We start from the raw sequence: 22,167 nt of genomic DNA on the forward strand, positions 1-22,167 counted from the left end.
CGATTCGGTTCCGGTCGTCGAAACCTGTCCGTCCTCGGGGTCGATCCCGTCGAGGGTCCCGACGAAGTCGGAGACGTGTTCGTACCTCGCGTCGAATGAATCGGCTCATCACGTTTCGACGGCCGAACCGAGTGAATTGGCGACGGATATCGGCGCGGCATCGTCCGAGAAATAAGTTTGGATGCCGTATTGGCGGGAATCGCTGGCGAACGCCGCGGGCGTTCCCGGCTTCCCGAACTGGAGGAACAACTCCAGTTCGGTGACGGCTCGAACCACACCTGTTCTACCGTGCGTTTAGGCGGTACCGTTGTCGTGGACTACTCCATCGTTGCCGAGGGAAGCGAGTAACCGAGCGCGGAAATACCGCGATACCTCCCGTCCAAACCATTAAGAGATGTGATTGCGAGAAATTAACTGATGCACACTGAATCGGATCGTGGAGAGCCTCGTATCGCCGACGAAGGGCGAGTAGAAGAGCTCCTCGAAGAGATGACGATAACGGAAAAGGTCGCACAACTGGGGTCGGTGAACGCGAACAAACTGCTCGACGACGATGGAAGCCTCGACCGGAAGGCGGTGGAGGAACTCCTCGAAAACGGAATCGGTCATCTGACGAGACTCGGCGGGGAAGGAAGCCTTCCACCACGGGAAGCCGCGAAACGGACGAACGAACTCCAGGACTTTCTCGGGAGCGAGACTCGACTCGGCATCCCCGCGATTCCCCACGAGGAGTGTCTGAGCGGCTATATGGGACCGAGCGGAACGACGTTCCCGCAGATGCTCGGCGTCGCGAGTACGTGGTCGCCGGACCTCGTCGCGGAAATAACGGACACCATCCGCGGTCAGTTGGAAGCGATCGGGACGACGCACGCGCTCTCGCCGGTGCTCGACATCGCTCGGGACCTTCGGTGGGGACGCGTCGAGGAAACGTTCGGCGAGGACCCGTATCTCGTCGCAGCGATGGCCCGAGGATACGTGAACGGCTTGCAGGGTGATGGCGACGGCATCTCTGCAACGCTCAAGCACTTTGCCGGTCACGGCGCCGGGGAGGGAGGGAAAAACCGCAGTTCGGTCAACGTCGGACGCCGGGAACTACGGGAAACCCACCTGTTCCCGTTCGAGGCCGTCATCAAAACGGCCGACGCCGAGTCCGTAATGAACGCCTATCACGACATCGACGGCATCCCGTGCGCGAGCGACGGGTGGTTGCTGACGGACGTTCTCCGTGGCGAGTGGGGATTCGACGGGACAGTGGTTTCGGACTACTACAGCGTCGAGTTCCTGCAAAGCGAGCACGGCGTCGCGGCATCGAAGCAAGCGGCGGGGGTGATGGCCGTCGAGGCCGGTCTCGACGTCGAACTCCCCTACACGGACTGCTACGGCGACCATCTCGTGAACGCCGTCGAAGACGGGGACGTGGCCGAAGCGACGGTGAATACGGCGGTTCGTCGGGTCCTCCGTGCGAAGGCCGAGAAGGGACTCCTCGACGATCCGACCGTCGACGTCGACGCCGCCGCCGCCCCGTTCAACACCGAGAACGCGAGAGACCTCACCACCCGCGCCGCCCGCGAATCGATGACCCTCCTGAAGAACGAGGACGATTTTCTCCCCTTCGACGGGGAGGAACTGGAGACCGTGGCCGTCGTCGGTCCGAAAGCCGACAACGCACAGGAACTCATGGGCGATTACGCGTATCCGGCCCACTATCCCACGGAGGAAGTCGACCTCGATGCCACGACCCCACTCGACGCCATCGAAGCACGCGGCGAGCACGCCGGATTCGATGTTCGATACGAGCAGGGGTGTACGACGACCGGGTCCTCGACCGAAGACTTCGATTCGGCGGCCGAGGCGGCCGAAGCCGCCGACGTCGCCGTCACGTTCGTCGGCGCGCGCTCCGCCGTCGATTTCTCCGACATCGACGAGAAGCAAGCCGACCTCCCGAGCGTTCCCACCAGCGGCGAAGGTTGTGACGTGGTCGACTTGGACCTCCCCGGCGTCCAGCAGGAACTCGTGGAACGCGTCCACGAGACCGGAACGCCGTTGGTCGTCGTCGTCGTAAGCGGGAAACCTCACTCCGTCGAGTGGATCGCTGAGGAAGCGCCCGCGCTCCTCTACGCGTGGCTTCCGGGCGAACGCGGGGGTGAAGGAATCGCCGAAGTGCTGTTCGGCGAACACAACCCCGGCGGCCGCCTCCCAGTCTCCATCCCGCGGTCGGTCGGCCAACTGCCGGTTTACTACAACCGAAAACCCAACACCGCGAACGAAGAGCACGTCTACACGGAGAGCACACCCCTGTACCCGTTCGGTCACGGTCTGAGCTACACCGACTTCGAATACGGCGACCTCTCGCTATCGACCGACTCGATCGCTCCGTCTGGGCGGGTGAGCGCCGAAGTTACGGTCAGCAATACGGGCGACCGAGACGGACACGAAGTCGTCCAGTTGTACGCGAGCGCGAAGTCCCCGAGTCAAGCACGACCGGTTCAAGAACTGGTCGGGTTCGAACGGATATTCCTCGCCGCTGGCGAGTCGAAACGCATCATCTTCGAAATCGACGCCTCGCAACTCGCGTTCCACGACCGGGACATGAATCTCGCCGTCGAGCGAGGTCCGTACGAACTCCGCGTCGGTCGCTCGGCGAGCGATATCGTCTCCACGGCGGCGTTCGACGTTCCGACGACGAAAGAAGTACCGGCGGCCGGCCGAACGTACTTCACGACGACGCGAGTCGAACCCGTGGAGTAGCACGGTATACCGTTTCGAAACGGTGTTCGAAGTTTCGTTCTGGTATTCAGAATGCGCATGCCGTTTCGGGAGGCCGGTGGTCGTCCGGTTCGTCGGTCCAGTTTCACCGTTTCCCCTCGCTCGACCGGACCGAGGTGCTTCAGTTCGCATCCGTCAGTGAGCCTCGCGCTCGATTCGGATACGGTGCGATGTCAGCACTCCCGAGCGTCATCTGAAAGGTACAAGTTACCAAATCACAAACTTTATTGCGGGATTCGAATAACCTCCGTACGTGATTCAGAGGCAATGAAAGCAGTTACTAGCGCCTTCGTCGGAACCGGACCGGACCCCGAGACACAGAACAACCAAGGATTCGCGATGGCGTATCGTCACGCCGCGGCGTACGACCACGCGGGGGCGGAGTTGGTCGCCTGTGCCGATATCGTCGAACCCAACGCGAAAGCGTTCGCCGACTACTGGGGTATCGAAGCGGACGGCGTATTCGAGGAGTACCTCGACATGGTCACCGAGGTCGAACCCGACATCGTCAGCGTCTGTACGCCCCCGCCGACGCACGCCGACATCGTGACCGACATCGCACGGAGCAACGCGGTGCAGGCGATACACTGCGAGAAACCCATGGACAGGACGTGGTCGAACGTCGAACGGATGGTCGAAGTATGTGACGAGGAGGGCGTCAAATTGACGTTCAATCACCAACGCCGCTTCGGCCGAGGATATCGAAGGGCCAAGGAATTGCTCGATGCCGGCGAAATCGGAGACCTCCAGCGGGTCGAGTGTGCGGCTCCCAACATCTACGACTACGGGTCCCACTCGGTAGACCTCTGTAACTACTTCAACGACGAGGGAAGGGCCGAGTGGGTCATCTCCCAGCTCGACTACCGGGACGAAGACCTGTGGTTCGGTGCCCACAACGAGAACCAGACGCTCGCCTCTTGGAGATACGAGAACGGCGTCTACGGACTCGCAACGACCGGAATCGGAGCGGATCTGGTCAACTGTCACAACCGCCTGGTGGGCAGCGAGGGCACCATCGAAATCGGACACGGCTTCCCGAACAACGAAACCGACGACCAGATCCTCCGCATCAAGCGCGACGGGGACGACGGGTGGGAACACGTCGACTGTGACGGCGAGGGTCTCCACGGCCTCGACACTCGGGAGTTCGGTCGGGTCTTCATCGACCGTGCGATAGCCGACGTCGTCGAAGCGGTCGAGAACGATTCCACCTCCGAACTGAACGCGGAGAACGCGCTCAAGGCGACGGAAATCATCTTCGGCGCGTGGGAATCGTCACGACGACACGGCCGCGTCGAGTTGCCGCTCGACATCGAGGACAACCCCCTCGATGCGCTCATCGAAGACGGAACGCTCACTCCGGAACCCGCCGAGGAGTGACCGATGCCAGAACTGTCGGTTTGCGTCGAGATGGTCTTCGAAGGAGTACCGTTTACGGAGCGGATCGGTCTCGCCGCGGCGGCCGGCGCGGACGCGGTGGAGTTCTGGGGATGGCGCGACAAGGACCTCGATGCGGTCGCCAACGCGTGTGACGAACACGACCTGAACGTCGCAGCCATGCTCGGCAGCGACGTCCCGCTGACGGACCGGGCCCGAACCTCCGAGGCCCGCCGGTCCATGCGCGAATCCATCGAAACGGCCGCACGCCTCGGCTGTTCGACCCTCATTATCACCGTGGGACAGGAACAGGCGGATATCGATCATTCAACCCAACGAGGTGCTATCGTGGCTGCTCTCGAGAGCGTCGCCCCCGACGCCGCCGACGCGGGCGTTACGCTCGCCGTCGAACCGTTGAACACGGCCGTGGATCACCCCGGTTACTTCCTCGAATCGTCGGCGGAAGGATACGACATCGTCGATGCGGTCGGCGATTCGAACGTTAAACTCCTCTTCGACGTGTACCATCAGCAGATCACGGAAGGAAACGTCATCGCCAACATGACGAGTCACCTCGACCATATCGGGTACGTCCACATCGCGGACGTTCCCGGTCGACACGAACCCGGAACGGGGGAACTCGACTATGAGAACATCCTCCCCGCGCTCGCCGCTGCGGGGTACGACGGCTACATCGGGTGCGAATTCTCCCCCGAAGGTGACGACGCCGCGGCCGTGAGCGACTGTCGTACTATCCTAAACGGGTAGCGGTTCTCGTTTTCCTTCGAAGGGCTGTTCGACGAGGAGCGAATCATCCTAAGGGAAAAGATTATTGTCCTCTATAGTAATGATAATCCGTGTCACTATGCCGAAGGCAACTGATTCATCGATCGGCGACGCTACTGACGAGACGATAACCGGTACCCCCGACGAGGGAGACTACTCCCGGCGCGGTTTCATGGAGGCCGCTGCATCCATGGGTGCAGCCGGTGCCGCAGCCGGATTGTCCGGATGTACTGAACAGTTCGGCGGTAGCGGCGGTGATAGCAAAACGAAGGGTGAAAAGGACTTCATCTTCTGGACGATGCGCGGATACATCCCGGAAGTGACGAAGAACATCAAACAGGCCGCCAAGGGCTTCGAAAAACACTCGGATTCGCCGGTCAACGTCTCGACGAACGTCATCGTGTGGAATCAGGTGTTCCCGAAGTGGAACGCGTCCATTCAGGGACGGACGACGCCGAACGTCTCGGAGATGGCCAACGAACACGCCGTGAACTTCGGAAGTCTCGGTGCGACGGCACCCGTCACGGACATTTACGATTCGTACGACGACTGGTACGGGCCGATGGAAGCGTGGGCCAGTTGGGACGACAAGAAGTGGGGCGTCCCGTGGTTCGTCGAGACGCGACCGATGTACTATCGGAAGGACCTCCTCGAAAAGGCGGGTCACAGCAAGCCGCCGAAGGACTGGAAGGAGCTCGTTAAAATAGGGAAAGACGTGGTCAAAGAGACCGGAAATCCGGGGTACATCGAACCCGGCGCTCGCGACTTCACGACCGGTCAACACATGTTCGCCTACACCGCGAACGCGGGCGGGAAGTTCTACAGCAAGAAGGACGGGAAGTGGCAGGTGGAACTCGATTCTGCCGGGTCCCTGTTCGGTCACCTGTTCTACGCCAGCCTGAAGAAGGCGTGGAATCTCACGGCCGATGGTTGGACGAGCCAGGATTCGAGCGCGACGGACAAGTTCTTCCGCGAGCGGGACGCCGGGATGGCGCACCTCGGCGCGGAGGACGCGCGTCTCGCCCGGACGAAGGAACACGCCGGCCTTCGGGATAACGTGGGTATCCAGCCGATGCCCGAGGGACCGCTTGGCAAACAGTGGTCGTTCCGCGGCGGTTCCTGTCTCAGCCCGTTCACCGACGACGTTTCCAAACACGATGTCGGGAATCTCTCGAACGAGTTCGTGAAGTACATGATGCAACCGGACAACCAGTCCGACTACTTCGCGGCGTCTGCACCCGTCTTCATGCCGGTACGAAAGAGTCAGGAACAGATGGACCTCTTCACGAAGAACCCGACGAAGCTTCCCGACGACTGGCTTGACGCATTCGTCACCCAAGCACAGGAGACTCGGCGATACGGCGTCTACGGCGGCGGACAGGACACGCCGTTCCTCGGATCGGTCGAAGGTTCGACGACCGGATACAGCCAAGCGATTTCGGCCATCCTGGGCTCGAACAAGGACCCGAAGGAAGCGTTAGTCGGCATGGCCAACAGCGTTCGAAACGAGGCGAACAAGAAACTGGACTACACGCTCAAGAACAAGTCCGAGAAACCGAGCCTCGACGACGCCCCGAAGGAGGTGCAGGATTGGATCACCGGTTCCAACAACACGCCGAAGATCTGGAATCCCTACGAATGACGACAGGGTGGGTACACCCACCGTTCCCGACACCACATCCATGAGGCCCGTCGGGTTTGGTCTGGGTTGATAACCTTCGCCATCCGATCCACTGAAACGACGATTTCTCGGTTCGGAGAGCTGTATCTGATGGGAAAAATCCCGTCGATAACGACGGAATATTTTTATAGACAACTGTTCCCTATCAACATGGTATATGGGACGAATAGTTTTCGATTCCGTTCAAAAGGTCTACGGCAGCAAAACGGTTGCCGTCGATAATTTCGAACTCGAGGTCGCCGACGGAGAATTCCTGACATTAGTCGGGCCGAGCGGCTCGGGCAAATCGACGACGCTCCGAATGCTCGCCGGGCTCGAAGAGATAACGGCTGGGGAGATATCCATCGACGACGAAGTCGTGAATTTCCTCCCGCCACGTGACCGAGATATCGCGATGGTGTTCCAGAACTACGCACTGTATCCGCACCTCAGCGTGCGTGAGAACCTCGCGTTCGGGCTCAAGCGTTCGACGACGCTCGACAAGGCGGAAATCAACCGACGCGTCGAGGAGACGGCGGATCTGCTTGGCATCCCGGAACTCCTCGACAACAAACCCCGTCAGCTGTCCGGCGGACAGAAACAGCGCGTGGCGACGGGACGCGCTATCGTCCGCGAACCGGAGGTGTTCCTCTTCGACGAACCGCTGTCGAACCTCGACGCCAAGCTCCGCAAACACATGCGGACGGAGCTCAACCGCATCCAGCAGGAACTCGGGACGACCACCATCTACGTCACGCACGATCAAGAGGAGGCGATGACGATGTCGGACCGAATCGCCATCCTGAACCACGGCGAACTCCAGCAGGTGGGTAGCCCACGGGAGGTGTACAACGACCCCACGAACCTGTTCGTGGCCCAGTTCATCGGGAGTCCGAGCATGAACATCTTCGACGGAATCATCGAGGCCCGACAAGGTGTCTCCCGATTCACGGGCCAGATCGACCACGTCTTATCGGACGATATCGCCGAGACGGCCGAACGAACCGCTTCGGACCGATTCGTTCTCGGCATCCGACCGGAAGACCTCGAACTGTGCGAATCATCCCACCGGAACGCGAGCGCGGTCACCGTCGAGCTGGTCGAACCGCTCGGCCGGGACAATCTTCTGTACTTTGAGCCGTCGGCGATGGAGGCGGACGTGGACGAAGAACGGGAATACGTGATGTTCGTCCCGCCCGATGTAAATCCCGACGTCGGCGATGAGGTGCACATCACTTTCGACGATGACGACATTCACCTGTTCGACGAGGAGACAGGTAACAACCTCCTCGTCGAGGGGCGGACGCAGCGGGAAGACCCACCGGTTCGATAGCCGTTTGAGGAAAACGGACGGCTCACTGCCGACCAGACGGGACCTACCACTGGACGGCTACACCCGTATTCGTACTCAGCTTCGCTCTCGCCACCACCGACCTTTTTTCGAGTCACGGCGATGCTCCGTCGAGCGGACTGCCGGGGGTCGCGTTGTAGAGGATGCCGTCGATGCGGAGGTAGCTGTTCGTGAACTCGACGCCGCGGACGAATCCGCTGGTCCGAACGAGTTGCGGGTCGAACGCGCCGTGGTCGAACACGTCGTCGACGACGACTCCGTTCGCGGTGATCCCCGCCCGTCCATTCCCGCCCGCGTGACGGCTCCGGAGGTCGAGCACGGTACCGAGCGCATCGCGACCGGCGTTCCGAGCCAGCGTGAGCGGAATCGTCTCTATCGCGTCCGCGAACGCTTCGACCGCGAGCTGTGCCCGTCCGGCGACGCCCGGTGCGAAGTCGCGGAGCGCCACCGCCGCGGCGATTTCCGCCGCCCCGCCGCCGGGAAGCGCTTCCGGGCGCATCACCGCCGCTCGAACGGCGTTCAGCCCGTCCTTGACCCGCCGCTCGGCTTCGCGGGCGACGGAGTCGCTGCCGCCGCGGACGACGAACGACACCGCCTCGGGGACATCCGGGCCCGTCGCCATCACTGCCAACCAGCTCTCGTCCTGCTGGTCGAACCGTTGGTCGATGCGCACGGGTGCCGTCGCTTCGGCGTCCACCACGTCGGCCGAAACGAGCGGCGTCGATACCGATGCTCCAGTCGCACGGGCGAGGAACTCGATGCGCGAATCCTTCACGTTCTGCACCGTGAGCACGCCACGGCTACCCAGCTCTTGGGCGATATCGCGGTGAATATCCCCGCTCGCGATGACGGCAACCGCGCCCGTCGCGCGAATCGCGGCCGCGATGTCGTCGAACCGGCGTGTGTCCACGGTCCGCACACCGTCGAACCCGTCCGTGTCCGCCGTCACGTTGCCCTGAAACGCCGGGTCCCTGGGTGCCACGTCGCCGCCGACCAGCAGCGCTGGTCCCTCGACCGGCAGTTCTCCGGTTCCCCAGTACGGTTCCTTGGGAACGAACGCACCGGGCACGAGGGACGAATCGGCGACGCTCCCGCCCGGCATCGCCTCCGTTCGGACGAACGAGAGGTCCACCGAACCGGTTTGCGGGTTCGACACGCGGAGGACGGCCTCCACGACGGGGTCGGCGAGACCGTGCAGCGACCAGGATTTCGTACTCCCGTTCGTCATCCCGGTTAGCGCCACGTTCCGAAGGAGGTCGCGGTCGAGCGATGCACCGTTTGACGACGCTAGCGAGACGCTGGAGTCATCCCAGACTTCGAGCGTCCGCTGGGCGGCGATGGAGAACCCCTCGATGACGGTCGTCGGGGCGACACCCTCGGCGACGAGGTCGAGTCCGGCGGTGAGCAGTTCGCTCGTCAGCAGTACCGTCGTTGTCGTCCCGTCCCCGAAGTCGTCCTCCTGTGCCTCCGCCGTTTCGATGAGGTGTTGTGCGACCGGATGGTTCGTCTCCCCCTCGAACTCCTCGATGATGGAAATCCCATCGTTGCTCGCGAGTCCGCGAATCTCGTCGTCTTGCTGTCGGCGAACGACGAGTTTGTCGAGGCCGGACGGTCCAAGCGTGCTCCGGACGAGGCTTCCCATCTCCTCGGCCGCGGTTTCGATGATTTCGCTCGTTTCGGACCGGTCGAAACGAGTGTATCCGGAGATCTGACCGGATGGGGAAGTAGGTGGTTGCTCCATAGAAAACAGAACGGACCCCACCCGACTTTACTTTTGTGAAAATTCGTGTCGTTCTGCCCGCGGGCGTCCGTTACGACTTGACGGCACCCTCCGCCAGTCCCTCGACGAGGTAGCGTTGGAGGAAGACGAACAGCAGGAGGAGCGGCAAACTGACGGCCGTCGAACCGGCCATGATGAGCCCCCAGTTGACCGTGTTCTGTCCGATCCACGAGCCGATTCCCGGCGGCAGCGTCTTCTTGGTCGGGTCGTTGATGAGCACGAGCGCGAAGAGGAACTCGTTCCACGCCAGAATCCACCCGAAGATGAACGTCGTCGCGATGGCGGGTGCGGATAGCGGGAGAATGACACTGATGACCGCCCCGATGCGGGTACTGCCATCGACCATCGCCGCCTCTTCTAGCTGGGCGGGGAGATTCTCGTAGAATCCCCGCAACATCCACGTGGTAAACGGTAACGTGAAGGCGATGTACGCGATGACGAGGCCAGTGAGCGTGTTGAACAGCCCGAGGTCACGGAAGACGAGGAACAGCGGGATGACGATGACCACGTACGGGAACATCTGCGTGATGAGGAGGAACGTCGCGACCACCTTTCGACCGCGGAATCGCAACCGTCCGATGCTGTACGCCCCGAAGATACAGACGACGATGCTGATGAGCGTGGACGCCAGCGAGACGATGGCGCTGTTGATGAACCACGTGAGGAACGTCGTCTGGTTCAGCATCGTCATGTAGTTGTTTAGGCTCACTCCGCTTAGCCACCCCGTGATACCAATTTGCGTTAGCTCCTCGACGGTCGTCACGTTCAATGAGGTGACGACCATCCAGATGATGGGAAACAGGACGATGAGCGTGAGGCTCCACACGAACGCGTGGAATCCGATCGTTTTGAGCCTCGGGTCGTTCAGGAACGACGAGTTCGATTGCGGTGATTTGGTTGCCATATCGTGTTCACCTCACACCTGACCGATATCCTGCCGGTAGAGCTGGAGGTACACCAGTCCGTACCCGAGCATGATGACCATCATGACCATCCCGATGGCGCTTGCCAACCCGACGGAATTCGACAGGAACGCGTTGTTGTACACGTACACCGGGAGCACCATCGACGACATTCCCGGACCACCGCTCGTCAGCACGAATATCATGGTGAAATTGTTGAACGTCCACAGACTCATCAACAGCGTCGTCACGATGATAACCGGCTGTAGGTACGGAAGCGTAATGTGGCGGAACAGCTCCCATCGGGAGGAGCCATCGACGAGCGCCGCCTCGTACAGCGAATCCGGAATCGCCTTCATCGCGGCGAGGAAGCTGATCATGAAGAACGGGAAGTTTCGCCACACCCAACCGAGCATGGCCGAAAACAGCGCGAACTTCGAACTCCCGATCCACGGAATCGCGCCGAGACCGACCAGCCGCAAGAGGCCGTTGAACACCCCGAGATTGTAGTTGTACATCCACTGGAAGTTCAGCGCCACGGCGATGTACGGCATCGCCCACGGCAGCAGGAGCAACCCCTGGACGACGTTTCGCCCTCGAAATTCGCGGTTGAGAAGGACGGCGAACCCCATCCCGACCAGGAGCATGATGATGATCGAGCCGAACGCCCACGAGACGGTGTTGAGCAACACCTGCCAGAACTCCGGCCACCCCGACAGTATCTTCACGTAGTGTGCCGGGCCGACCCACGTCGGCGGGGTGATTCCGTTGTACTCGTTCATACTCAGGTACGCCGCACGGAAGACGGGATAGACGCTTACCAGACCGAGCGAGACCAGGGTCGGTACGAGAAACAACCAACCCCAGACGCTCTCCTTCGACAGGAGGTGGCGATACTTTTGTGGTAGCGAAACTCGGTTGAGAAGCTGATTCCGTAACTGATAGTATTTCACCATGCTACTTCGTCTCATTACATTCCCTGGGGTGGTAATAACATTTTGGTACCGAACGTCCCGATACTCGGTGTCTAGTCGAAACACCCTTGACAGTCTAGTGAAATTGAACGTTGCATGGCGTTCGAAACTGCATACGGGGCCTGGCGCGCTAGGGTCGATTCGACCACCGACGCGTGGCGGGCCTTCCTCGACGCGGATGACTTCGGCGAGGCGGCCGAATCCATCGAATATTACGGCTGGACGGCGCCCGCGATCGGCGTGTTCGCCCACGTCCTCTTTCGGAGCGGGTTTACGTACCTCATCGAGCCGGGAGTGATGAGGGGCGGGGAACCGTTCCCGTCGTTGCTGTCGGCGTTCGTCCTCAATTTCATCTACACGAGTTTCCAGACCCTGTTACTGCTGTTCTTTTTCTTCGGAACGATCGGTGCGATCGCCGGGTTGATCGCCTCCAATCGAAGTCTCGACGTAACCACGTTCAAAGTCGGTGGGTACCTCTCCGTGGTGTTCGTCCCGATTTTCGTGGTCGCCTCAGTTCTCGCGCTCACGATTTCCGGCTCGGACGTCGGCGTCGCCGCCCTTTCCGGCGGTAGTGTCTCACAGGTGGCACCGAAGATCATGGAAGTACGGATGAACATCCGGAGCACACAGCAGATGCAAATGGTTCGCCTGCTCCGGATCAGCGGATGGCTTCTCTGCGCGCTGGTTCTTCGGCCAGTGCTCGCCCGGCGCTATAGTCTCGGTCGGGTTCGAAGCACGCTGGCGCTGCTTCCGACGACCGTCGCCTTCGTCGTATTCACCTCGATGACGTGATCGACGAGAAGCCGGAATCGAGGACCGTTCGATGCCACCGATAACTTGATAATCGTTTCCACGCCACACGAAGGTATGTCGATAGGCGTGTGTTATTTTCCGGAACACTGGCCCCGAGAACGATGGACCACAGACGTCGAGCAGATGGCCGAGGCGGGAATCGAATACGTCCGCATGGGCGAGTTCTCCTGGTCGAGACTCGAGCCGCGACCCGGCGAACTCGACTTCGAGTGGCTCGAAACCGCGGTCGATCTCGTGCACGAGCACGGGATGAAGGCGGTACTATGTACCCCCACGGCGACGCCACCCAAATGGTTAGTCGACCAGCATCCGGACATCCTTCAGGAGGAACCGGACGGGAGCGCCCGTCACTTCGGCAGTCGGCGACACTACTGCTTCAACTCGGAGACCTACCGGGAGCAGACCGACCGCATCGTCACCGTCCTCGCCGAACACTTCGCCGACCATCCGGCGGTCGTCGGCTGGCAGACCGACAACGAGTATGGCTGCCACGACACCATCCGGTGCTACTGCGACGACTGCGCGACGGCTTTTCGGATCTGGCTGCGTGAGAAGTACGGCGGTATCGACACGCTGAACGAATCGTGGGGGACGACGTTCTGGAGCCAGCACCACACCGATTTCGAGGAGATCGACCCGCCGCGTCACACGGTCACCGATCACCATCCGGGGCGGTTGCTCGACTACCACCGCTTCGCGAGCGCGAGCGTCGTATCCTACAACCGATCCCAAGCGGATCGACTGCGGGAGGCGAACGACGACTGGTTCGTCACCCACAACTTCATGTTCGATTTCGGTCAGCTGGACCCATACGACGTCGGCGACGATCTCGACTTCGCCGCGTGGGATTCGTATCCGACCGGATTCCCCCAAGTCGCCGACGACGATCCGGCCGATGCGGACGAACTTCGGGTCGGAAATCTGGACCAGATCGGATTCAATCACGACCGCTATCGCTGCGCCGCACCCGGGAACTTCTGGGTGATGGAGCAGCAACCGGGGGCGATCAACTGGCCGCCCGAGACCACCCAACCGGCAAAGGGTGCGATGCGTCTCTGGGCACACCACGCGGTCGCTCACGGTGCCGACGTCGTCTCCTACTTCAGGTGGCGACGGTGTCTGGAGGGACAGGAGCAGTATCACGCCGGGCTTCGAAAGCGGGACGGGACCGCCGACCGCGGATATCACGACGCGACGGCGGCGGCGGCGGAACTCGCCGATCTCGACCGAGGTTCGGTCACCGCTCCCGTCGCGCTCGTCCTCGACTACGAAAGCCTCTGGGCGCTCGATGAACAGGCGATGTCGCCCGATTTCGACTATTGGAACCACCTCCACACGTACTACCACGCGCTTCGGGGTCGCGGCGTACAAGTAGACGTACTTCCGACCGACGCCGACTTCGAAGACTACGATGCGGTCCTCGCCCCGTCGCTGCACCTCGTCGGCGACGATGTCGAGTCGGCCTTCCGACGATACGTCGAGAGCGGCGGTCACCTGTTGTTCACGATTCGTTCGGGGGAGAAGGACCCGCACAACAAGCTACACGCCACTCGACCGCCGGGACCGCTCGCCGACCTCGCGGGTGTTCGCGTCGATCAACACGAGAGCGTCCCAGCGGACTCGCCCGACGCCCGCCTCTCGTATCGGGGCGAACGGTACGGATATCGAACGTGGGCGGAGTGGATCGACGCCGACGACGCGAGGGTCGTGGGGCAGTACGCGACCGGGATCGGCGAAGGACGTACGGCCATCACCGTGCGTGAAGCCGAACCCGGGTCGGTCGCTTACGTCGGGATCTGGCCGGACGCCGAACTCGCGGACGCCCTCGTCTCCGACGTGCTCACGCGGGCCAACGTCACACACGCGGCCGACCCGCTCCCGGACCGCGTCCGGGTCGCCCACCGCGGCGATCTGACGTGGGTGTTCAATTACAGCAGCGAACCGATAGACGTCGACGTCGGCGATGCAGACGTTCGGTTGGGCGAGGAAACCGTTCCCGGCTACGACCTACTCGTGATCGAGGGGACTCCTACAGACGTAGCGGTGGAAAGGTAAGACGCCGATCAGGCGCTCACCCATCGAACGGCGTTTCGAAGGAGGCGTCGGTACTGCGGGTTTTCGAATGCCTCAGCTGTGTGCCCGAGCGAGACGTAGCAGACGTTTCCGTCGCCGACCGTCCGTACCCAGGTGACCGGATAGTCGTCGAGATCGGGGTGGTCCATCCGAGCGAGGACGCGTATCGCGTCCTCATCGTAATCGACCGTGTACGGTTCGTCGAACACCTCGAAATCCTCGATCCCGGCGGTAACCGGGTGATCGGTATCGGCGATATCGACGCGAAGCGTCGATTGCTCCGGATGCCCGATGAAGTGCCCGCCAAGCAACTCCCGGAGTTCCGGGAACGGTTCGTCCCGGTGGTCGATGCCACCGGATCCGTCGTGGGTACTGGTGATGTCCGCGGCACAGTGTATCCCGAGATAACCGCCACCATCCGCGACGAACGACGAGAGACCGTCTCGCTGAGCGCCGGAAAGGGAGCTGTCGGTGAGGTAGTCGGCGAGGACGTCGTAGTCGTCGAGGCTGCGCAGGGAATCACGGTCCGTCGTTCGAGTCACGGCGATGTCGTCCCCGAGAGCGTTCTCGATACGTGGTGCCATTTCGTCGAATTCGTGGAAGGGAAACGTGTTCTCCCCGATGAGAAGCACGCTGGTTTTGTCGGCCATGACTTCCACTTACGGAAGCGGGGGCATATGATTCGGTCGATTGCGGCAATCTACTCGACCGTCAACCGGTGACCGTGGCGTTCTAAACCGCGGAACGCGGAGAATGGTATCGAAATGACAGATCCACCTGACGTTACGGGGCGAATAACGTTCACCGACGTGCTCTCCACTCCGAGTTCGTTTCTTTTCCCTACGTGGCGACGGTAGTCGCCACAATTCTGCCGAACGGTCAATGGATACGTCGATTCACCTTCTCCGTTTTGCAACAGAGAACGGTTCGGTCCTTCCACCGTCGAAATCAAGACGAAGGACGGAAATCCATCGACGGTGCGACGGTTTCTCGTCCGCCTTCTTCGAGAAGTTCGCGGTCACCGCGACGATGGACATTCCGACGACCGGCCGAACCCATTTCACGGAGACGCGAGTCGAAGACGCCGACTGAATCCCGCCTCGGACCGAACCGCCGAGTGGTCGAAAACGTCGTTCGATGGGACGGTGCGAGAAGCGCGATGCGTTCTCGGGCGAGCGAAGAGCGCCGTTCGGTTTCGGGTGCGCGATTCGAACGGGTTTCGTCGTTTTCTTTCCGTTCTGGTATCCAGAACGTTTATGAGTGATGAATGTGTGCCTTCCATTGACATGGACGCAAAACACCCGGTGAAAACCACCGAAAAAACGCTCGCCTTGGTCGAGGAGTTGATGGAACGGGGTTCGTGTGGCGTGACCGAACTCGCCGAGGGGTCGGGTATGGGAAAGAGCATGGTCCACAACCATCTGACGACCCTCCGGAAGTACGGATACGTCGTGAAGGTCGGGGACGAGTACCAACTCGGGCTGAAGTTCCTCGAAGTCGGCGGCCACACACGGAAATCGATGGAACTCTACGAGGTTGCGGAACCGGAAATCAAAGCGCTCGCTGACGAAACCGGCGAGCTCGCGAATCTCCTCGTGGAAGAACAGGGAAAGGGCGTCTACCTGATGCGAGCCAAAGGCGCGAAAGCGGTCGATTTGGATACGCACGCCGGTCTCCGAACGTACCTCCACACGACGGGACTCGGAAAGGCGATTCTCGCGCACCTACCCGAGGAGCGCGTCGACGAAATCGTCGAACGGCACGGGCTCGAACGCGTCACGCCGCAGAGCATCGGTACGCGAGAGGAGCTGTTCGAGACGCTGGAAGAGGTCCGCGAGCGAGGATACGCCATCGACGACGGGGAACGATTGGAGGGCCTCCGCTGTATCGCAGCACCGGTTCGCACCTCCTCGAACGAGGTGTTGGGTGCCATCAGCGTCTCCGCTCCCGCGAACAGGGTGAGCGACGACGACCTCCACGATGAACTGTCGAAGCGGGTACTCAACGCGGCCAACGTCGTCGAACTCAACATCAACTACTGAACGAAAATCCTCGTTCGAAAAAACGCAGTCCCGACCCGAATTTCCCACCGGTCAGGAGACGTCGATCTGTTCACCAGATTCGTCGGACGCCTCGACGGAGGGGTCGGCGTGGATAGCGTTCGGGCCGAGATTGTAGAACACGTCGACGTCGCCGACGACATCTTCCCAATCTGTACTGTACTCCTCGAACCCGAGTTCCTCGACGGCATCCGCAAGTGCCGCCTTGTCCCGTCCGACGAGCACACGTCGTTCGACCTCGGGCGCGTCCGGGAAGAACATCGACAGGCGGGCGAGCGCGTTGGCGTGCGCTTTGCCCATGAACCGATAACCGAGGACCCCGACGGAGAGTGGTTCGTTCATCTGTTCCCCTTAGACCCAGTAGGCGTCGCCGGGGTTCGATTCGAACACCGCTCGGTCGAGCACGTCGATGGCCTTCTCCAAGCCTTCCGTCGCCGACGTGAGCGAATCCTCGTGTTCGATGGAGAGCGCACCGTCGTACCCCACCATCCGCAGGGTTGAGACGACGTCCTTCCAGAACGCCTCGCCGTGGCCGTAGCCGATGGAACGGAACAGCCACGAGCGGTTCGCCTCCTCGGTGTACGGCGTCGTGTCGAGCACGCCCTTCTCGCGGGCGTTCGCGTCGTACACTTTGGTGTCCTTGGCGTGGAAGTGGTGAATGGCGTCCGCTTCGCCGAGGAGACGAATCGCGTCGGTGATATCGATGTCCTGCCAGAACAGGTGGGACGGGTCGAAGTTGGCGCCCATACGGTCGCCCGTCGCCTCGCGGAGTTCGAGCATCCCGTGCGGTTCGTAGACGAGCATGTTGGGGTGCATCTCGATGGCGATGTCCACGCCGTAGTCGTCCGCGTACGCTTCGAGTTCCTGCCAGTACGGGATGGCAACCTCGTTCCACTGATACTCGTGGGCCTCGTGATGCTCGTCGGGCCACGGCGCGGTGATCCAGTTCGGGACGGAGTCGTCCGGGCCGCCGCCGGGCAGACCTGAGAACGTCGTGACGGCGTCTACGTCGAGTTGACTCGCGAGACGAATGGTCTCGCGAAGCTCCTCGTCGGCTTCGGCCGCCTTATCCTCCACGGGATGCAGCGGATTGTTGTGTGTCGCCAGTGCCGAGACGTACAGGTCGTTTTCGTCGAGCAACGACTGCAATTCGGCTTGGGCCTCTTCGTCATCCAAATACACCTCCCGAGGAAGGTGTGGGTCGCCGACGAACCCTCCGCAGGCGAGTTCGACCGCACCGACTCCCAGATCGGATAAGTACGAGAACGTGTCTTCTATCGATTCTTCGGCTAATGCGACCGTGAGGACTCCGACATCCATGGGTGAGAATCTCACAGTCGATTCAAATAATTTGCGGTGTCCGAACCGAAAATACCGCTCCCTCCGCCGGTCTGGCGGGGGACCACGACGCGGTTTACTCCGCCGGGAGTTCGGCCTCCGCGGACACGCGGGCGTCCGCGAGCAACGATTGGACGTCGATGTGGTCGTCGTCTCGGAGCGTCACGCTGCCCTTCGACCGCCTGACGCCGACGGTCGGTGACCCGACCAGCACACCGTCGTTACCGTTGCCGCTCTCGTCGCGGGCCGTTCTGACCGTCGGTTGGATGTACTCCGACCACATCCGATGGACCAAGCCGAGACTGTTGCCCATGGCGTGGTCGTACTCGCCCATCACGACCGGTCGCGGAGGAGCATCCGCCGGAAGCGTTCGACCGCCTGTTCGTGGTAGGCGGTCGTCTGCGCGAGGATGCCCTCCCACCAGTGGGTCTCACAGTACACCTCGTCCATCACGTCGATGCCGTACTCGTCCTCCTCGTCGAGACCCGCCGTGACGTCGAAGTCTCGAACGTGTACTTCGGGCGTCGAGAACAGGTGGACGCTCCGGTAGATGCCGGAGTAGCGGAACATGTCGATGGTTTCCATCGCCTCGCCGTCCGAGAACCGATACACCTGCACCGTGACCTCGTGTTCCTTGCCCGGCGTCACGTGGTTGGTGATGTCGAATTCACTCGGCGTCATCGACCCCTGCTGGAACCCCGCGTACTGGCCATCTGTCAGACGAAGTAGGTTTGTTTGCCGCCCGCGAACCCCCCCATTCGACTGTCATTCGGCCCCGACCGACCCGTAGGATATCGTCGGGGTAGTGTGCGTCGGTTCGCGGTGCTGTGAAAACGTACTCGGGTCGCTCCCGACGACCCACCGACGGTTGCCGAAGCGACGTGTAGACGGAGCGACCGCATCGGTAGTGTGTTTCAAAAACCGAATTATTTCAATGAATAATAAAACTAACGGTACGTTTTTGAAGGAAATTCGGGATAGTGGACATCTCTCGGTCGGTACGGTGTCATCACCACTCCTTTGACGGTATCGTTACTCTTCTCCGGGTTATTATTTCAAATTTTGGAGGAACTCTAATCCAGTGTCTTTCTTCGCGGCGTCGGCCGCCCGTCGGGGTCCCGCGATTCGACCCCGGATGAGACCCGTCGTTCCGACGGATTTGCGGTTCAGATTTCGGTCACGCGCTCGTGTTTCTCATCGACGGCGGCGGCGTCCTCGGGGAGCAGCGCGGCGACGAGATAGCCCGCCGACTCGCTGAAGTAGTCGATGAGTACCGCGATACGGTCCGAGTCGATGGCCTCGAGCGAGTCGAGGAGGATGAACGGAACGATATCGTAGACCTCGTGGACGAGATAGCCCGCGAGGGCGAACACGAGGCCGGTCACTTCCCGTTCGCTCTCGCTGAGGTGGTCGATGGTGTCCTCGTAGGTCGTTCCCGACTCGGTGCTCCGAATCACGTGGAGGTCGAACACGCTTTTCGTGGACTTCCTGCGCCCTTCTCGAACCTCCCGTTTCGTTCGGTCGATCCAAATCCGTTCGAGGTTGTCGTAATCGAGCAGGTCGAGGACGGTCTCCATGTGCCCGTTGAACTGCTCGACCGCTCGGGTCTCTATCTGCTCGATGCGAGTGCGCAGGTTCGCCAATTCGTCGCTGATCGCTTCCCGCCTGTCCTCCAGTTGCTCTTGTTTCTCGACTTGCGACTCGATAGCCGCGATTTCGTCCTCCACGTCTTCGAGGTCGGATTCGAGTCGGTCGAGTTCGAACTCGATCTGATTCGCTTCCTTGTGAAGGTTCAAAACGTCGCTGTACTCCTCCTGTTCGAGTTCCTCGACCGCTTCTTCGAGGGTTTCGACTTCCTCCATGAGGTTCGCCCGCGTCTCCCGAAGGTCGTCGAGACGGGCTTTTCGGTCCTCTATTTCCGATTCGAGTTGGCGACGTCGCTGCTCCGTTCGCTCGCGCCGGCGACGTGTCTCTTCGATTTCCTGCTTCTCGTCTCGAAGTTCGGAAATCTCGCTTTCGAGCGAGTTACGGTCCGCGAGCTTCTCCTTTCGGAGGTCGCGGAGTCGTTCGATAGTTCCCTCGATAGTTCGCTCCTCGACCTCCGTGCCGCATGTCCAACAGACGACCGTCTTGGTGTCGTCGACGAGTTGGTCGGTGATGGAATCTCCCGAATGAGCATCGTGTTCGCCGCCCCGTAGCGCCGAAAGTAGTTCCGGACTCGTTCCGTCCAACATCTCCTCGTTGAACTGGATGATCGTCTGCAGTTCGGCCATGGTCGACTCCAGCCGCTGTTTCTCCTCCCGTCGTTGCTGGATTCGCTCCGTCACCGCCGACAGGTCCGCCTCCGAGACTTCAGCACCGTCAGCGGCCTCGTCTTCGAGGTCGTCCACTTCGCTTTCGACCGCTTCGATGCTCTCCTCTTCGGTCGTGATGTCGTATCGAACGTCCTCGAGGCGCGAACGGGTTTGGCTCAGCTCTTCGAGCTTCTCGTCGAGCGCTGCCTTCTCGGATTTCGACTCGCCGATATCCGCGTCGGCGGCCTCCAGTTCGGCTTCCTTCTCCGCGAGCGCGGTCCGTTTCTCGGCAATCTCGTCCTGCAGTTGCGTTCGCTCTTCCTCGAGCTCGGGGAGTTGCTGTTTGAGCGATTCGAGGTCGGAGAGCTCGTCATCGAGTTGCTGTCTCTCGTTCTTTAGCTCCTCGATTTCGGCCTGAATCGCGTCGGTATCGACGGGTCGCATGATGAGGTCGCGCAAGTCGTCTCCGCGTGCGACGGCTCGACGGGCCTCGTTCGATTCGAGCAGGAACGCGAAGAGATCGGCGAGTTCGGGGTCGTCGAGATACGGATCACCGCTCATGGAAACCGTTCCGTTCTGCCTTGTCAGCGTTCTGGTGTACGTCTCGTCGCCGAGTGTGAGTTCGGCTCGACCCTCGTCGGCGTCCCCTTTGAGCGACGATTGGTCGCTTCCGAGCGTCGCCATGATGGCCTGGAGCAGTGACGTTCGGTTGGTCGCGTTGCGACCGGTGAGGGCGGTCACTCCCGGAGAAAAGCTGATCTCCGTTTCGTCGATACCGCCGATGTTACGAGCGTGTAGATGTACCTGACTCAACGTTCGGTCCGATAGTTGCATACGCATTCGTTGTCCGTCCCTCAATATAAATGGTACATTTTCCGTGTCAGAACGTTACAGTACTATATTCGTAACGTTCCGTGAGATATCGAGGACGGGACGGCTCCGATGGGGCGAGCTAATCAGTTGTCCGGCGGACAGTCGCAACCGCCGTCTTGGAGAAGTTCGTCCACAGAATACGAGCGACCGCACGTGTTACAGACGACGCGTAGATCGACGAACAACTCGAAATCGCCGAGTGTGAGTTCGCCGGATTTTGCGAGATTTTCGAGCGTGGTTTCGCTCACCGCGCTCGTTCGACTGCGCAGTCGTTGAATCGTCTCCGTATCCTTTTCGAGTCGCGTCTTCCCACTGTCCTCGGCGGGATAGTCCACGCTTCGGTATTTGGTGAGGTAGGTATGGATGGCCTGATGAGAGACGAAATCCTGCTTCAACTTCGTGACATCGAGTCCGTCACGTTCGAGGGAGTTCTCCGTTTCCGTCCGAACGCCGCTACTAATCTCGTCGCTCGTCAGCAGTCGGTAGGTGTTCTTTACTTCGCCGTCGAGGGTCGATATCCCGGCGTCGGTCAGTGCGGCCCGGAGTACTTCGCGATTGAACAGGTCCGCGAGTTCACGGAGACTGTACTGGTCGTTGCCGTCGCCGATCCAGTACGCCTCGAGTCGGTCACCCATGGTATCCAACCCGTATTCGTCGATGACGCGCTGTACTTTACTCGTCCTTCGAGTGGTCTGATTTTCGCTCATGTTTCCTCGTGTTGCGTTCGTTACGTAGCACTGTGGGACGATACGGTAAGATACTTGTCCTTCTCGCCGTCCTCGGTACCGCCCTGGAGACCAAGGTAGGCGGTAAACCGAGCGTGGCTCCGACATACGCCCGTCGCGCACACCGAACCGTTCAGTTCATATCGTAGAATGTGATTTATCCTTCGAGCGAGCGACCCGTCTTGTGGACCTCGTCGAAAGGCTCCCGGGTTCAGTGTGACGCGATACGTGGCTCCCCTCCGTCGAACTTCGGAACGTCACGTTCGAGCAACGATCCGAGCCGAGTAATATTGTGTGTTATGTGCAACACTACTGCTGGAAAAAGCGGTTTTCGAGCCTTAATAAACGGAAATACTAAGCGTCGATTAGATGAGTATGAAAATTTTCTATATAAG

The 22,167-nt window shown here is 60.8% G+C and carries 18 protein-coding genes and 1 pseudogene; 8 read left to right on the top strand and 11 right to left on the bottom strand.

All coding sequences use genetic code 11. The features are described from left to right. Positions 1-108 precede the first annotated feature (108 nt). Entirely contained in the window at positions 109-276 is a 168-nt protein-coding gene (locus tag B208_RS24465; protein WP_171970528.1) for a hypothetical protein, read from the bottom strand. Between the two features lie 141 nt (positions 277-417). On the opposite strand from B208_RS24465, the gene B208_RS0116375 reads away from it, so the two are divergent. The 5 genes from B208_RS0116375 to B208_RS0116395 all read left to right on the top strand — a co-directional run bounded on the left by B208_RS0116375 (position 418) and on the right by B208_RS0116395 (position 7,922). Further along, positions 418-2,748, top strand: coding sequence for a glycoside hydrolase family 3 N-terminal domain-containing protein (locus tag B208_RS0116375; protein WP_007983134.1), 2,331 nt, complete (start codon positions 418-420; stop codon positions 2,746-2,748). Between the two features lie 285 nt (positions 2,749-3,033). Beyond that, positions 3,034-4,146 carry a Gfo/Idh/MocA family protein gene (locus B208_RS0116380; RefSeq protein WP_007983136.1) on the top strand — a complete coding sequence of 371 codons (1,113 nt, stop codon included), beginning with the start codon at positions 3,034-3,036 and terminating at the stop codon, positions 4,144-4,146. Between the two features lie 3 nt (positions 4,147-4,149). Continuing rightward, positions 4,150-4,911, top strand: coding sequence for a hydroxypyruvate isomerase family protein (locus B208_RS0116385; RefSeq protein ID WP_026177899.1), 762 nt, complete (start codon positions 4,150-4,152; stop codon positions 4,909-4,911). A 97-nt stretch (positions 4,912-5,008) separates the two neighbouring features. Next, positions 5,009-6,571 (top strand): extracellular solute-binding protein, encoded by a 1,563-nt coding sequence (locus B208_RS0116390; RefSeq protein ID WP_007983140.1) that lies wholly within the window; start codon positions 5,009-5,011, stop codon positions 6,569-6,571. 196 nt (positions 6,572-6,767) lie between these two features. Further along, positions 6,768-7,922: an ABC transporter ATP-binding protein gene (locus B208_RS0116395; RefSeq protein WP_007983142.1), complete on the top strand. Its 1,155-nt coding sequence runs from the start codon at positions 6,768-6,770 to the stop codon at positions 7,920-7,922. A gap of 112 nt (positions 7,923-8,034) precedes the next feature. Here the strand turns inward: B208_RS0116395 and B208_RS0116400 are convergent, their stop codons facing one another. The 3 genes from B208_RS0116400 to B208_RS0116410 all read right to left on the bottom strand — a co-directional run bounded on the left by B208_RS0116400 (position 8,035) and on the right by B208_RS0116410 (position 11,404). Continuing rightward, the gene (locus B208_RS0116400; RefSeq protein ID WP_007983144.1) at positions 8,035-9,681 is read right to left on the bottom strand and encodes a TCP-1/cpn60 chaperonin family protein; all 1,647 of its coding nucleotides are present in this window, start codon (positions 9,679-9,681) and stop codon (positions 8,035-8,037) included. A 70-nt stretch (positions 9,682-9,751) separates the two neighbouring features. Continuing rightward, on the bottom strand, positions 9,752-10,624 hold the full coding sequence (locus B208_RS0116405) for a carbohydrate ABC transporter permease (RefSeq protein ID WP_007983146.1): 873 nt from the start codon (positions 10,622-10,624) through the stop codon (positions 9,752-9,754). Positions 10,625-10,636: 12 nt separating this feature from the next. After that, entirely contained in the window at positions 10,637-11,404 is a 768-nt protein-coding gene (locus tag B208_RS0116410; RefSeq protein ID WP_232423840.1) for a carbohydrate ABC transporter permease, read from the bottom strand. 288 nt (positions 11,405-11,692) lie between these two features. Here B208_RS0116410 and B208_RS0116415 point away from each other — a divergent pair, with 288 nt between their 5' ends. Together B208_RS0116415 and B208_RS0116420 are read left to right on the top strand one after the other, a co-directional pair. Beyond that, positions 11,693-12,388 (top strand): hypothetical protein, encoded by a 696-nt coding sequence (locus B208_RS0116415; protein WP_007983150.1) that lies wholly within the window; start codon positions 11,693-11,695, stop codon positions 12,386-12,388. A 75-nt stretch (positions 12,389-12,463) separates the two neighbouring features. Next, on the top strand, positions 12,464-14,464 hold the full coding sequence (locus tag B208_RS0116420; RefSeq protein WP_007983152.1) for a beta-galactosidase: 2,001 nt from the start codon (positions 12,464-12,466) through the stop codon (positions 14,462-14,464). 8 nt (positions 14,465-14,472) lie between these two features. Here B208_RS0116420 and B208_RS0116425 read toward each other — a convergent pair whose 3' ends face one another. Further along, positions 14,473-15,132 (bottom strand): ThuA domain-containing protein, encoded by a 660-nt coding sequence (locus B208_RS0116425; protein ID WP_007983155.1) that lies wholly within the window; start codon positions 15,130-15,132, stop codon positions 14,473-14,475. Positions 15,133-15,768: 636 nt separating this feature from the next. On the opposite strand from B208_RS0116425, the gene B208_RS0116435 reads away from it, so the two are divergent. Beyond that, the gene (locus tag B208_RS0116435) at positions 15,769-16,524 is read left to right on the top strand and encodes an IclR family transcriptional regulator (protein ID WP_007983160.1); all 756 of its coding nucleotides are present in this window, start codon (positions 15,769-15,771) and stop codon (positions 16,522-16,524) included. A gap of 87 nt (positions 16,525-16,611) precedes the next feature. On the opposite strand, the pseudogene B208_RS0116440 reads toward B208_RS0116435, so the two are convergent. The 6 genes and pseudogenes from B208_RS0116440 to rdfA all read right to left on the bottom strand — a co-directional run. After that, positions 16,612-16,884: pseudogene (locus B208_RS0116440) on the bottom strand (oxidoreductase); the annotation flags it as partial. 9 nt (positions 16,885-16,893) lie between these two features. Further along, positions 16,894-17,862, bottom strand: coding sequence for a sugar phosphate isomerase/epimerase family protein (locus tag B208_RS0116445; RefSeq protein WP_007983162.1), 969 nt, complete (start codon positions 17,860-17,862; stop codon positions 16,894-16,896). A 94-nt stretch (positions 17,863-17,956) separates the two neighbouring features. Further along, positions 17,957-18,214 (bottom strand): hypothetical protein, encoded by a 258-nt coding sequence (locus B208_RS24765; protein WP_018128988.1) that lies wholly within the window; start codon positions 18,212-18,214, stop codon positions 17,957-17,959. Further along, on the bottom strand, positions 18,214-18,561 hold the full coding sequence (locus B208_RS24770) for a sugar-binding domain-containing protein (protein WP_018128989.1): 348 nt from the start codon (positions 18,559-18,561) through the stop codon (positions 18,214-18,216). Before B208_RS24770 ends, B208_RS24765 begins: the two co-directional genes overlap by 1 nt. A gap of 485 nt (positions 18,562-19,046) precedes the next feature. Next, on the bottom strand, positions 19,047-21,008 hold the full coding sequence (locus tag B208_RS0116460) for an archaea-specific SMC-related protein (RefSeq protein WP_007983164.1): 1,962 nt from the start codon (positions 21,006-21,008) through the stop codon (positions 19,047-19,049). 122 nt (positions 21,009-21,130) lie between these two features. Then, positions 21,131-21,754 carry a rod-determining factor RdfA gene (rdfA, locus tag B208_RS0116465; protein ID WP_007983166.1) on the bottom strand — a complete coding sequence of 208 codons (624 nt, stop codon included), beginning with the start codon at positions 21,752-21,754 and terminating at the stop codon, positions 21,131-21,133. Positions 21,755-22,167: the final 413 nt, after the last annotated feature.

It is taken from the genome of Haladaptatus paucihalophilus DX253 (assembly GCF_000376445.1).
Lineage (GTDB): Archaea > Halobacteriota > Halobacteria > Halobacteriales > Haladaptataceae > Haladaptatus > Haladaptatus paucihalophilus.

Excerpts from the sequence above, each read along its gene's own strand:
- B208_RS0116375 (WP_007983134.1), top strand. The coding sequence starts at position 418 with ATGCACACTGAATCGGATCGTGGAGAGCCTCGTATCGCCGACGAAGGG.
- B208_RS0116380 (WP_007983136.1), top strand. The coding sequence starts at position 3,034 with ATGAAAGCAGTTACTAGCGCCTTCGTCGGAACCGGACCGGACCCCGAG.
- B208_RS0116385 (WP_026177899.1), top strand. The coding sequence starts at position 4,150 with ATGCCAGAACTGTCGGTTTGCGTCGAGATGGTCTTCGAAGGAGTACCG.
- B208_RS0116390 (WP_007983140.1), top strand. The coding sequence starts at position 5,009 with ATGCCGAAGGCAACTGATTCATCGATCGGCGACGCTACTGACGAGACG.
- B208_RS0116395 (WP_007983142.1), top strand. The coding sequence starts at position 6,768 with ATGGGACGAATAGTTTTCGATTCCGTTCAAAAGGTCTACGGCAGCAAA.
- B208_RS0116400 (WP_007983144.1), bottom strand. The coding sequence starts at position 9,681 with ATGGAGCAACCACCTACTTCCCCATCCGGTCAGATCTCCGGATACACT.
- B208_RS0116405 (WP_007983146.1), bottom strand. The coding sequence starts at position 10,624 with ATGGCAACCAAATCACCGCAATCGAACTCGTCGTTCCTGAACGACCCG.
- B208_RS0116410 (WP_232423840.1), bottom strand. The coding sequence starts at position 11,404 with ATGAACGAGTACAACGGAATCACCCCGCCGACGTGGGTCGGCCCGGCA.
- B208_RS0116415 (WP_007983150.1), top strand. The coding sequence starts at position 11,693 with ATGGCGTTCGAAACTGCATACGGGGCCTGGCGCGCTAGGGTCGATTCG.
- B208_RS0116420 (WP_007983152.1), top strand. The coding sequence starts at position 12,464 with ATGTCGATAGGCGTGTGTTATTTTCCGGAACACTGGCCCCGAGAACGA.
- B208_RS0116425 (WP_007983155.1), bottom strand. The coding sequence starts at position 15,132 with ATGGCCGACAAAACCAGCGTGCTTCTCATCGGGGAGAACACGTTTCCC.
- B208_RS0116435 (WP_007983160.1), top strand. The coding sequence starts at position 15,769 with ATGGACGCAAAACACCCGGTGAAAACCACCGAAAAAACGCTCGCCTTG.
- B208_RS0116445 (WP_007983162.1), bottom strand. The coding sequence starts at position 17,862 with ATGGATGTCGGAGTCCTCACGGTCGCATTAGCCGAAGAATCGATAGAA.
- B208_RS24765 (WP_018128988.1), bottom strand. The coding sequence starts at position 18,214 with ATGGGCGAGTACGACCACGCCATGGGCAACAGTCTCGGCTTGGTCCAT.
- B208_RS24770 (WP_018128989.1), bottom strand. The coding sequence starts at position 18,561 with ATGACGCCGAGTGAATTCGACATCACCAACCACGTGACGCCGGGCAAG.
- B208_RS0116460 (WP_007983164.1), bottom strand. The coding sequence starts at position 21,008 with ATGCAACTATCGGACCGAACGTTGAGTCAGGTACATCTACACGCTCGT.
- rdfA (WP_007983166.1), bottom strand. The coding sequence starts at position 21,754 with ATGAGCGAAAATCAGACCACTCGAAGGACGAGTAAAGTACAGCGCGTC.